Source organism: Xanthomonas sp. BRIP62409, from assembly GCF_003992965.1.
Classification (GTDB): Bacteria; Pseudomonadota; Gammaproteobacteria; order Xanthomonadales; family Xanthomonadaceae; genus Xanthomonas; species Xanthomonas euroxanthea.
In genome coordinates, this window is the sequence record NZ_QEZJ01000015.1 from 188,803 (window position 1) to 200,993 (window position 12,191).

Below are 12,191 nucleotides of genomic sequence, written 5' to 3' on the forward strand. Positions count from 1 at the left end.
GCCACGATGGCACCGTTTGCTGTAGCTGCAGCGGTATCTGCAAATGCAAGGCGCAGTGGACGCCTTTCTCAGAACGTCAGGCATGAGAAAAAACTGCTCTTTTGACGAAGACGCCTGACCAATCACCTCGACGTTGCCAACCATGCACCGCAACATCGGGTTGGATCTCCCTGCACATTCGTCCTGCGCAACGAGACGGTTAGTGATTGAGGCAAGGATGCAGGCAGACATCTGCAAACCATTGCCTGGCCGTTTAGCGATCTATATCACGCTCTGTAGTCATCATCATGTTCGCCTATCGCAGCGATCATAACTAACGACTTCTCACGCTTCGGTCCGCTGGCCATGATTCAGCTCCCTCAAACGAGCTGACGCCATGCGCCCTGGATCCCTCATGGTGCTAGCCCTGCTAGCCCCCACGTTGATCGCCCCGCCGGTCTTCGCCCAATCCGTTCTGACCCGCGACAACGGCGCCAAGGTCGGTGACAACCAGAACTCGCAGACCGCCGGCGCCAATGGCCCGACCCTGCTGCAGGATGTGCAGCTGATCCAGAAGCTGCAGCGCTTCGATCGCGAGCGCATCCCCGAGCGCGTGGTGCATGCACGCGGCACCGGCGTCAAAGGCGAGTTCACCGCTACCGCCGATCTGTCCAGCCTGACCAAGGCCAAGGTATTCAGTGCCGGCGAAAAGACCCCGGTGTTCGTGCGCTTCTCCTCGGTGGTGCACGGCAACCACTCGCCGGAGACCTTGCGCGACCCGCACGGCTTTGCCACCAAGTTCTACACCAGCGAAGGCAACTGGGATCTGGTCGGCAACAACTTTCCCACCTTCTTCATTCGCGATGCGATCAAGTTCCCCGACATGGTCCACGCCTTCAAGCCGGACCCGCGCACCAACCTGGACGACGACTCGCGCCGTTTCGATTTCTTCTCGCACGTGCCCGAAAGCACCCGCACGCTGACGTTGCTGTATTCCAACGAAGGCACCCCGGCTGGCTATCGCTTCATGGATGGCAACGGTGTGCATGCCTACAAGCTGGTCAATGCCCAGGGTGAAGTGCACTACGTCAAGTTCCACTGGAAGACGCTGCAGGGCATCAAGAACCTCGATCCCAAGCAGGTTGCCGCCGTCCAGGCCAAGGACTACAGCCACCTGACCAACGACCTGGTCGGTGCGATCAAGAAGGGCGACTACCCGAAGTGGGACCTGTACGTGCAGGTGCTCAAGCCGGAAGACCTGGCCAAGTTCGATTTCGATCCGCTGGATGCCACCAAGATCTGGCCGGACGTGCCGGAGCAGAAGGTCGGCCAGATGGTGTTGAACAAGAACGTCGACAACTTCTTCCAGGAAACCGAGCAGGTCGCGATGGCGCCGGCCAACCTGGTGCCGGGCATCGAGCCGTCCGAAGATCGTCTGCTGCAGGGCCGTATCTTCTCCTACGCCGATACCCAGCTGTATCGCGTCGGCACCAATGGTTTGAGCCTGCCGGTGAATCGTCCGCGCGTGGCGGTCAACAACGGCAACCAGGATGGCGAGGCCAATCACGGCCACACCACAAGTGGCGTGAACTACGAGCCGAGCCGCCTGGAACCGCGTCCGCAGGATACCGCTGCGCGTTACAGCGCGTTGCCGCTATCGGGTACCACCCAGCAGGCCAAGATCACCCGCGAGCAGAACTTCAAGCAGGCCGGTGAGTTGTATCGGTCCTACAGCAAGAAGGATCGCGCCGATCTAGTGCAGAGTTTCGGCGAGTCGCTGGCCAACACCGATACCGAGAGCAAGCACATCCTGCTGTCGTTCCTGTACAAGGCCGACCCCGAGTACGGCACCGGCGTGACCCGTGTCGCCAAGGGCGACCTGGCCCGGGTCAAGCAGCTGGCCTCCAGCCTGCAGGACTGATCCACCCACGGCATCGCGGCCTGTGCCGCGGTGCCGTTTCGCTATCGGGAGAGCCATATGCGCACCCTGCTGTTTCTGATGCTCGGCACCCTGTCTGCGGCTGCCAACGCTGCCTCGCCCACAGCTGCCTCCACCAGCGCCACGACTGCCGCCGCCGACCCGGCGCAGATCAAGCTGCAGCTGCGCGAGTACTTCTTCGACGCCGCACGCGAAGGGCGGCAGGACATGCTGGCCGAGTTCATTCGCTCGCACTACGACCTCAACACCCGCGACGAGAAGGGCTACACCGCCCTGATCCTGGCGGCCTATCACGGCCAGCGCCCGGCAGTGGAGCAGCTGCTCAGCGCCGGCGCCGACCCCTGCGCGCAGGACAAGCGCGGCAACACTGCGCTGATGGGGGCGATCTTCAAGGGCGAGCTGGGCATCGCCAAGCGCCTGATGCAGGCCGACTGTGCTCCCGACCAGCGCAACAATGCCGGGCAGACCGCGGCGATGTACGCAGCGCTGTTCCAGCGGACCGACGTGCTCAAGGACCTGGCCGCCAAGGGCGCGGACCTCAGCCTCAAGGATGGGCAGGGCAACGATGTGACCAGGCTGCAACGCGGCGAGTTCGCGACGTCCCCGGCGCGCTGAGCGCGCCTGTCATGCGTGGCCGGGCAGGCGTGCGTGATGCCAAGCGTGCGTGGTGCCAGGCGTCAGCAAGCTTGCACAGGCGCGGCCGATGCCGGCATGAGCCAACGGCCATGCTTGCTGCAGCGTGCCGTACCGCAATGCACCTGGTGCACAGGCCAGTCGCCTGCAGGCCGCAGCCGAGCGGATTGCACGCCTAGCGCTCGGCCGTCTTCGAAGCGCTGTCGGTGGTTGCAACGGCAGCTCCGTCCCGGTGGCCGTCGGATGAGTCGCTGATCGGCATCGCCTGAGTCCTGCACCTCGATACACGGAGCCTCGGCGGCCTCGCTGCAGCACTCCATCGCGCGTGCTGACACTACCGGCGCGTACCGGCGACGCCCGCTCGGCTATGACCACCGACGTGGTTCGGGGGGCAGCCGTTGCGCACCGAGCGCACCGCATCCTCGCTCTGAGATCGGCTGGCCGCGCGTCGACTTACTCAATCTGCCTTCATCACCTGCCGAGAGGCGCAACCATCGCCCCCGCCAGGCTCGGAGGTCAGCCATCGTGCACCGAGCGCAGCGAATCGTCGCTCCCGGATCGGCTAGTGGCTCGCCGACCTGGTCAATTTGCCTCCACGACCCGCCAAAAAGTGCAGCCACCGCCTCCGCCGGTTTTCTGCCGAAGGCGCGTTGGATCTCTGGCGCATGTGGTGATTTTTACGCCACTGCGTCAGGAGTCTCCTGACGTGGAAATGCTTGTGCGCCAAGGGTTTGACAGAAGTCTGAGTGCGCGCTGACTTGCCTGAAATTTGTGCGGGAAAACCGCAAAAAACAGTTCAAGAAAGCGCTGCGAACGCCGATGCTTCCGCTATCGCACACTGGAACCCCCCGGACCATGAAGCTCGATCCCTCCATCCCTTTCCTGATGTCCCTGCTGGCCATGGTGCTGTGCACCGCCACCGCCGTGGTCGCCCTGGTGTTCGGTCAGGTACACGTGCTGGCCACGTCGTGGAGCTTCTACACCGTGCTGGGCACTGCCCTGATCACCCTGGTCGCTTCGTACCACGCCCTCGGCAAGCCGCTGAGTGCCGACGAGCGTGTGGGCTTCCGCAACCCGTAACTACAGATGCGGTCCAGGCGCAGGAAACTACGCTGCACCGGACCAATGAGCTTCGCGCGTCACCGATGATGCACTGCGTTCGCCCTGTCCAGGCGAACGCCGCCAGACACCGCGCATCCGGCAGCGATGCCGCCTGAGCCGCCTGATGACGCTTGCACCGGGCAAGCGACGGAAACGAGAACAGCGCCAGCGCGATGTTGTTCGCTCCTCCCGATGGCACAAAGCCGCCCGCTGCCGCCCGCCAAAGCGCGCTGCCAGCACGTCATAAAACGTGCGTCCTGCGTGGATTCGGCCAGCCGAGATGGGGCAATCACACAGTGCAGTGAGTGGATGATCCTGCAGAGGACTCCAGTAGATAAGCCATGCGGGATGCCGCGCCGCGCTGCGGCAGATTCATCCACGCCCGTGTAAGCTGTTGATCCTGCTCCGCATTCCGATGGCCGCCTGCTGCGGCCACATGTCGATGACCGCTTCCGCCGATCGCTACGCCGCCTCCCTGCGCCTGTCCGTCGCCCCGATGATGGACTGGACCGACCGCCATTGCCGGGTCTTCCATCGCCTGCTGGCACCCTCGGCGCGGCTATATACCGAGATGGTGCACGCCAATGCGGTGATCCATGGCGATCGCGCGCGGCTGATCGGCTTCGATCCGGTCGAACACCCGCTGGCGCTGCAATTGGGCGGCAGCGAGCCGGCGCTGCTTGCGCAGGCAGTGGCGATCGCGCAGGAGTGGGGCTACGACGAGATCAACCTCAATTGCGGCTGCCCGTCCGACCGGGTGCAGGCCGGGCGCTTCGGTGCCTGCCTGATGCGCGAGCCGGCGCTGGTTGCCGACTGTGTCGCCGCCATGTGTGCGGCGACCACGTTGCCGGTCACGGTCAAATGCCGCCTCGGCGTGGACGATGACGACGACTACGCCGTGTTTGCCAGCTTCGTCGACCAGGTGGTCGCAGCCGGCGCGGCCATGGTGGTGGTGCATGCCCGCAACGCGTGGCTCAAGGGCCTGTCGCCCAAGGAAAACCGCGAGGTGCCGCCGTTGCGTTACGACTGGGCCTATCGCCTCAGGCAAGAGCGCCCCGCGTTGCCGGTGGTCCTCAATGGCGGCATTGCGACGGTGGAGGCCGCCATGGAGCATCTACACCAGGCTGACGGCGTCATGCTCGGCCGCGCCGCCTACCACGACCCCTACGTGCTGCATCGCCTGGATGCGGCCCTGAACCAGCGTGCGGAGCAGCCGCGCGATGCGTTGCTGCGCGCCTTGCGGCCCTACGTCGAGTCGCAGCTGGAACGCGGCCTGGCGCTGAAGCATATGACCCGGCACGTGCTGGGGCTGTTCCATGGCCAGCCGGGCGGACGCGCGTTCCGGCAGGTCCTGAGCGAGGGCGCACACCGGCCGGGTGCCGGTTGGGATCTGGTCGAGCAGGCCTTGCAGCGCACCGACACCCAGGGCTGGCGCGTGGTGGCCTGAACTGGCTTGCAGCTTGCATTAGCTGAACCGGCATACGGATGTCTGGCATGTAGCAGGATGCCGCCGGTCAGGCGCAACTGCGAAATCCGGCGCTGAACCGCTCTATGGCGGCCGGATGGATTCATTTCGCTGAACCGCGTTAACACAAAGCTAAAAAGTTCAGATGGGATTCACCCCGAAAAATCAAGAATTTGGGTCTATTCTCGGGTTCGACCATGCGATGCCCGGTGGCCGTCTTCACGAATTTTGAATGTTCCTGAACAACCCGCTAGGATTCATTGTGACCCAGCCGTCCTGCCGCGCCCGCTATGTCGTCCTGGTTGCCCTTGGGGTTGCCATGGCAGCGCCGTTTGCATGGGGACAGGCGTATCCGATGTCGCACGCGGGACGCGATCCATTACCGCCGTCCGCGCGCGGTAATGGGCGCACGCTCTCGGACACCATCCGGCAGGTGCAGCGGTCCACCGGTGGACAGATCCTCAGTGCCGAGCGCGTGCCGTTCGACGGGGGCAATCTCAACCGGATCAAGTACATGAAGGATGGCCGCGTGCATACCGTGTACGAGTCGGAGCAGATGCAGGCCATGCCGCCGCGCAGCCCGGCTCAGCCGGATGCGCCACCACGCGACGATAACCAGTAAACGTAGATAGTTCTGCGTTCAGTCTTATAAATTCCCCGGCCATTGGCCGACAACGTAACTAGGGAGAGTGCATGCGTATCCTTTTGGTCGAAGACGAAGCTCCGCTGCGCGAGACCCTTGCCGCGCGCCTGAAGCGTGAAGGCTTTGCTGTCGACGCTGCACAAGACGGCGAAGAAGGCCTGTACATGGGCCGCGAAGTCCCGTTCGATGTCGGCATCATCGACCTTGGCCTGCCCAAGATGTCCGGAATGGAGTTGATCAAGGCGCTGCGCGACGAGGGCAAGAAATTCCCGGTGCTGATCCTGACCGCGCGTTCGAGCTGGCAGGACAAGGTCGAAGGCCTCAAGCAGGGTGCCGACGATTACCTGGTCAAGCCGTTCCATGTCGAAGAGTTGCTGGCGCGCGTCAATGCGCTGCTGCGGCGTGCCGCGGGCTGGAGCAAGCCGACCCTGGAATGTGGCCCGGTTGCCCTGGATCTGGCAGCGCAGACGGTCAGCGTCAATGGCGCCAACGTGGACCTGACCAGCTACGAGTACAAGGTGCTCGAGTACCTGATGATGCATGCCGGCGAACTGGTTTCCAAGGCCGATCTGACCGAGCACATCTACCAGCAGGATTTCGATCGCGATTCGAACGTGCTGGAAGTGTTCATCGGCCGCCTGCGCAAGAAGCTCGATCCCGATGGTGAGCTCAAGCCGATCGAGACCGTGCGTGGCCGCGGCTATCGTTTCGCCATTCCGCGTACCGAAGGCTGAGTCCGCGCGTCGGCAAGCAGGAAGATCAGGTGCCGGGCCGCTCCAAATGGTATAGACGCTGGCGGCCGCGCTCCCTGCAGGCCCGCCAGTTGCTGGCTGCCAGCCTCAGTCTGGTGGCTTTCCTGGCCCTGGCGGGGTATGCGCTGGACGTGGCGTTTGCCGATACCGCCGAGAAAAACCTGCGCGAGCGGCTGAAGAACTACGCCTCTGCGTACGCGGCCAATATCGATTTCGTCCGCGACGGCTCGCTGTATATCGGCGGGCAGCCGCCAGACCCGCGTTTCGATGTGCCCGGTGGCGGGCTGTACGTGGAAGTCGTGCGCCCGGATGAAAGCTGGACCTCGATGTCGGCCGAGGGCCCGAATATTCCGCACGGGCGCATGCTCGAGCCGCGCCAGGAAGAATTCATCGGCCCGCTGGAGATGACCCAGATCGACGGCAGCGTGGGCCAGTTGTACCGCTACGGCCTGGGCGTGAGTTACGTCGAGCGCGAACACGGCGGCGAGATTCCGTACACCATCTACGTGATGGAAGATGCGCGCTCGATGGGCGCGCAGCTGCGCGTGTTCCGTACTGCGGTGTGGTTCTATCTCGGCAGTGCCGGCGTGGTGCTGCTGGTGCTGCAGGCCTTCATCCTGCAGTGGAGCCTGCGTCCGCTGCGGCGGGTCATCAACGAGCTGACCAAGGTGCAGCGTGGTGAAATCCAGCGCATGAGCGAGCAGCATCCGCGCGAACTGGAGCCGCTGACCGAAAGCATCAACGCCTTCATCGAGAGCGAGCGCGACAATCTGGATCGCCAGCGCAACACGCTGGCCGATCTCGCGCATAGCCTCAAGACGCCGATCGCGGTGTTGCGCACCCAGCTCGATAGCGGCCAATCCGAGCGCGATCTGCACGAGGAAATGGATGTGCAGTTGCGCCGCATGAACGATCTGGTGTCCTACCAGCTCGCTCGCGCGGCCTCCAGCGGGCACAAGCTGTTCGCCGCACCGCTGCCGATCGAGTCGACCGCCGAAGAAATCGTACGCGGGCTGGAGAAGGTCTATTCGGTCAAGGGCGTGTTGTGCGAGTTCGATATTTCGCCCGACGCGCGCTTTCATGGGGAGCCGGGCGACCTGCAGGAATTGCTGGGCAACCTGCTGGAAAACGGCTTCAAATGGGCGCGCAGCCGCGTGCTGCTGACCGCCCAGCCCGGTCCCACCACCGGCAGCCGTCGCGCCGGCTTGATCCTGTCGGTGGAAGACGATGGCCCCGGCATCGCGCCGGAAGACGTGGCCAAGATCCTGCAGCGTGGCGTGCGCGGCGACGAGCGCGTGCAAGGCCACGGCATCGGCATGTCGATCGTGCAGGACCTCATCAAGGCCTACCGCGGCGAGCTGCAGGTGGTGCGCTCGCAGGAACTGGGCGGCGCCCGCTTCGATGTGACCCTGCCGCCGGGACTGTGACCGGCATGGGGTGCGGAATGAACCCGTGGTCAACGCTGCAGCGCACTCCGACAACCGTTTAACGCCCCGCGCGTTGGCGTGACCATACTGGGCCCGTTTCAGGCCGTTGCGATGGAGAGCTGCATGTTCGAGCGCAATGCACAGACGCGCTGGCTGAGCGCACATCCGGTGGGCACGCGCCGCCACCACCGATGGCAGCTGACGTGGCTTCTCGCGGGTTGCGTCTTCGCCATGTCGTGCAGTGCTGCCAATCCAGCACTGACGCCGACCCAGACACGCTGGCTGCAGCGTGCCACCTACGGTGTAGATGCCGATAGCGCAGCGCAACTGCAGCGGCTCGGGCCCAAACGCTACGGCAGGCTGCTATTGCAGGCCGGCGACGATGCGGCACTGCCAGCGCCGATCCGTGCCCAACTGCAGCAATTCGATGCATTGCACACGCCCTTGCTAGCCTTGCTGACGCAGTACGAGGCCGACAAGATCCGCCTGCAAGGCATGCCCGATGGCGACGAAAAGACGGCATTGCGCAAGGCGTGGCAGGCGCGTGGCGGGCAGATGCTGACCCAGGCGCGTCAGGCGCAGCTGCTGCGTGCGGTGTATGCGCCGGAACAGGTGCACGAGCAGCTGGTGTGGTTCTGGCTCAATCATTTCAGCGTGTACGCCGACAAGGGGCGCGTGAAATGGATGGCGGCCGATTACATGGAAAACGCGATCCGCCCACACGCCACCGGCAAGTTCGCCGACCTGGTGATGGCCACGCTGGAAAGCCCGGCGATGCTGGAGTATCTGGACAACGCCAAGAACGCCAAGGGCAAGGTCAACGAAAATTACGCACGCGAACTGATGGAGCTGCACACGCTGGGCGTGCATGGCGGCTACAGCCAGCAGGATGTGCAGCAGCTGGCGCTGATCCTTACCGGTGCCGGCCTAGTGCCGGTCAAGGCCGAGGGCGCTCCGCCGCTGGCCGCTACCGCGCCGGGGCAGCCGCAGGTGGTGCGCAAGGGGCTGTTCGAATTCAATCCTGCGCGTCATCAACCTGGCGACAAGACCTTGCTTGGCCAGCGCATCGCCGCCGGCGGCCTGGATGAGATCGCGCGTGCGGTGCAGTTGCTGGTGCGGCAGCCGGCATGCGCCCATTTCATTTCGCAGCGCCTGGCCGAGTACTTTGTCAGCGACACGCCACCGGCTGCGTTGGTCGAGCGCATGGCAAACACCTTTCAGCGCAGCGATGGCGATATCGCCAAGGTCATGCAGACCCTGCTGGATTCAGCGGAGTTTGCGCAGGCGCAACCGCGCAAGTTCAAGGATCCGAATCGGTTTGTGGTCTCGGCGATGCGGCTGGCGTACGAGGGACAACCGGTGGTCAATGCCGCGCCGATGGTGAGCTGGGTGCAGCAACTCGGCGAGCCGGTGTTCGGGCGCATCACCCCCGATGGCTGGTCGCTGCAATCGCAGGCATGGACCAGCTCCGGGCAGCTGGCACGCCGCTTCGAGGTGGCGCGTGCGTTGGGGGGCGGACCCAGGCAACTGTTCCGCTTCGATGGCGATAACGACACGCCACTGCCGGCGCTGACGCAGATCGACACGCGTCCATCGTATCGCTGGGTGGCGCCGTCGCTCTCCAGCGGCACGCGCGATGCCTTGGGGCAGGCGCGTTCGCCTGCGGAATGGAACGGATTCCTGCTGTCATCGCCGGACTTCAACTATCGCTGATTCAAGGGGCGCCGATTCAACGGCCGCCGATGCAATACCCGCTGATCAACAACCGACCAGCGATCACCGCCACGGGAGTGCGCCATGCAACGACGTCGATTTCTGCTCGCCTCCGCAGCGGCCGCCAGCCTGCCCTGGAGCGGTCGCCTGTTTGCTGCACCACGCGACAGTGCGCGCATGCTGGTGGTGTTCCTGCGTGGCGGCTATGACAGCAACAACCTGCTGGTGCCACATGCCAGCGATTTCTATTATCAGGCGCGTCCGACCCTGGCGATTGCGCGGCCGGATGCGGCCAATCCGGACAGTGCCATTGCGCTGGATACGCAATGGGGGCTCAACCCGGTGATGCGCGATGCGCTGCTGCCGCTATGGCAACGCCAGCAGCTGGCGTTCGTGCCGTTTGCCGGCACCGACGATCTGTCGCGCAGTCACTTCGAAACCCAGGACGACATCGAATCCGGGCAGGCCGGCACGCAGCGCCGCGATTATCGTTCCGGCTTCATGGCGCGCCTGTCGGGCGTGCTCAGCGGAGTGCCGGCGATTGCCTTCACCGATTCGCTGCCGCTGACCTTCCAGGGTGGCGGCGACCTGCCCAACGTGTCGTTGCGGGGCATCGGCAAGGGCGGTGTGGATGCGCGACAGGCGCAGATCCTGTCGCAGATGTACGACGCAACGCCGCTGGCAGCGGCCGCGCGCGAAGGTCTGGCACTGCGTCAGCAGGTCACCGCGCAGCTGCGCGAAGAGATGGAGCAGGCCGGTCGCGGCGCCGCCAGTGCGCGCACCTTCGCCGACGAAACCCGGCGCATGGCAAGCCTGATGCGCGAGCGTTATCGGCTGGGATTTGTCGATGTCGGCGGTTGGGACACGCACGCCAACCAGGGCAGTGTCGAGGGCGGCCTGGCCAACAATCTGCGCAATCTGGGCGAAGGACTGGCGGCGTACGCCGAGGCCCTGGGGCCGGCATGGAAGGACACCGTGGTGGTGGTGCTGTCCGAGTTCGGCCGCACCTTCCGCGAGAACGGCAGCAAGGGCACCGATCATGGGCATGGCACCACGTACTGGGTACTGGGCGGCAGCGTGCGTGGCGGCCGGATCGCGGGCGAGCAGGTCGCCGTTGCGCAGGCACAGCTGCTGCAGAACCGCGATTATCCGGTGCTCACCAATTACCGCAGCCTGTTCGGCGGTGTATTGAGCCGGTTGTGGGGATTGTCGCCTGCGCAGCTGGAACAGGTGTTTCCCGGAGCCAGGCCGCGCGATCTTGGGTTGGTGTGAATGCCTGGCAATGCGCGAGCGATGTCGATCCGTCCCGCATATGGCCGCGTGCGGCATCGCGCATTGGTGTGCTCAGTCGCTTGAAACGCGTGCGATTGATGCGCGCGACAGCATTGCACGACGACAGCCCAACGCATGCAGGCATGTCACCGCACCATCAGCGCTGCGCTGACGCCGCAAACGGCGATGGTCCATAGAAGCGCGTCAGCTGTGCAGCGACATCCGGCATGACGCGCGCCAGCAGCTGTGGCGCGGAGAAGTGGTATTCGCTCACCACTGCAAAGAATTCGTCCGGTGCTTCGGCGGCATACGGGTCGATCTCGGTGTCTTCGCCGGCATCGACGCGTTGGCAGAAGGCGTCGAAGGCCTGCTGAAAATCGCGTGCCCAGGCGCGCTGCGCGTCGCGCGGCAGCGGCGGAGTGCCGTCGAGGGCGCCATCAAGTGCATCGAGCTTGTGCGCCATCTCATGCACGATCACGTTGAAGCCGGCCTGCGGGTCATCCAGATCGGCCTGCACGTCGGCCCAGCTGACGATCAGCGGCCCTTGCTCCCAGGCCTCGCCAATCAAGGTGTCGTCCCAGGCATGCATCACTCCGGCCGCATCCACATGCGTGCGTTGCACGCGGAATGCGTCCGGGTAAACGATCAGCTGCGACCAGCCACGCCAGCCGGCCGCGCCGATGTTCAGCAACGGCAGGCAGCAGGTGGCTGCCAGCAGGACGTGATCGTGCGGTTGCAGCTGCAGCCCGTCGAGCGGGGAAATGGTTTTTTGCCGCAGGAACTGCGCAGTCAGTGCACGCAGACGGTGCTGGCGGGGCGGATCGAGCGCAGCGACCCAGGCGCAGCGGCGGCTGACCGGCAGCCATAAGGCATCGGGAATATCGGCCGGCGGCCGGCGCAGCCGGCGCAACAACCACTGGATCAGCGGAACATGCCCGGCAGGAAGCTATGCCAGCGCGGCATCGTGCGCATACGGGGGAACAGTCCGTCGCCGTCGCCACCACCACCGCCGGTGGCCGGCGCGGGCTTGTGCGCGGGAGCACGTGCCGGGGTTGCCGGCTCGCCGTTGGGGGTTCTGCCGCGTGCCGCCGAGTTGCTGCTGACGCAGCTCTCATGATCGCCATCGGCCAGCTGGTCCGATGCCAGTGCGGCAAGCGGAGCCAACAACAGGAGCAGGCAAACCGTGATTCGGCGCATCGTCCACATCCAGGGCAAGCGGCGTGAGTCGCCGATCATAACGTGCTTTTCACTCCCTCACGCAAGCCAG

11 protein-coding genes are annotated in these 12,191 nt (G+C 64.7%); 9 read left to right on the forward strand and 2 right to left on the reverse strand.

What is annotated here, in order from left to right:
- Positions 1-394 precede the first annotated feature (394 nt).
- The 9 genes from katB to EO170_RS05380 all read left to right on the forward strand — a co-directional run bounded on the left by katB (position 395) and on the right by EO170_RS05380 (position 10,924).
- Positions 395-1,900 (forward strand): catalase KatB, encoded by a 1,506-nt coding sequence (gene katB / locus EO170_RS05335; protein ID WP_184631110.1) that lies wholly within the window; start codon positions 395-397, stop codon positions 1,898-1,900.
- A gap of 57 nt (positions 1,901-1,957) precedes the next feature.
- Entirely contained in the window at positions 1,958-2,533 is a 576-nt protein-coding gene (locus EO170_RS05340) for an ankyrin repeat domain-containing protein (protein WP_126943062.1), read from the forward strand.
- 873 nt (positions 2,534-3,406) lie between these two features.
- Positions 3,407-3,631: a hypothetical protein gene (locus tag EO170_RS05345; protein ID WP_164740916.1), complete on the forward strand. Its 225-nt coding sequence runs from the start codon at positions 3,407-3,409 to the stop codon at positions 3,629-3,631.
- A 463-nt stretch (positions 3,632-4,094) separates the two neighbouring features.
- Positions 4,095-5,099 (forward strand): tRNA dihydrouridine(20/20a) synthase DusA, encoded by a 1,005-nt coding sequence (gene dusA / locus EO170_RS05355; protein WP_126943065.1) that lies wholly within the window; start codon positions 4,095-4,097, stop codon positions 5,097-5,099.
- A gap of 250 nt (positions 5,100-5,349) precedes the next feature.
- Entirely contained in the window at positions 5,350-5,739 is a 390-nt protein-coding gene (locus EO170_RS05360; protein ID WP_180708297.1) for a hypothetical protein, read from the forward strand.
- Positions 5,740-5,810: 71 nt separating this feature from the next.
- Complete coding sequence (locus EO170_RS05365; RefSeq protein WP_002808458.1) at positions 5,811-6,494, forward strand: response regulator transcription factor; 684 nt, start codon at positions 5,811-5,813, stop codon at positions 6,492-6,494.
- Positions 6,495-6,568: 74 nt separating this feature from the next.
- Positions 6,569-7,939: an ATP-binding protein gene (locus tag EO170_RS05370; RefSeq protein WP_180708339.1), complete on the forward strand. Its 1,371-nt coding sequence runs from the start codon at positions 6,569-6,571 to the stop codon at positions 7,937-7,939.
- Positions 7,940-8,050: 111 nt separating this feature from the next.
- Positions 8,051-9,652, forward strand: a complete 1,602-nt coding sequence (locus EO170_RS05375; RefSeq protein ID WP_126943244.1) for a DUF1800 domain-containing protein — start codon at positions 8,051-8,053, stop codon at positions 9,650-9,652.
- A gap of 84 nt (positions 9,653-9,736) precedes the next feature.
- Positions 9,737-10,924 (forward strand): DUF1501 domain-containing protein, encoded by a 1,188-nt coding sequence (locus EO170_RS05380; RefSeq protein WP_126943068.1) that lies wholly within the window; start codon positions 9,737-9,739, stop codon positions 10,922-10,924.
- A 157-nt stretch (positions 10,925-11,081) separates the two neighbouring features.
- Here EO170_RS05380 and EO170_RS05385 read toward each other — a convergent pair whose 3' ends face one another.
- Both EO170_RS05385 and EO170_RS05390 read right to left on the reverse strand, forming a co-directional pair.
- Entirely contained in the window at positions 11,082-11,837 is a 756-nt protein-coding gene (locus EO170_RS05385) for a M90 family metallopeptidase (protein WP_126943071.1), read from the reverse strand.
- Between the two features lie 8 nt (positions 11,838-11,845).
- Positions 11,846-12,160, reverse strand: a complete 315-nt coding sequence (locus tag EO170_RS05390) for a hypothetical protein (protein WP_024939067.1) — start codon at positions 12,158-12,160, stop codon at positions 11,846-11,848.
- Positions 12,161-12,191: the final 31 nt, after the last annotated feature.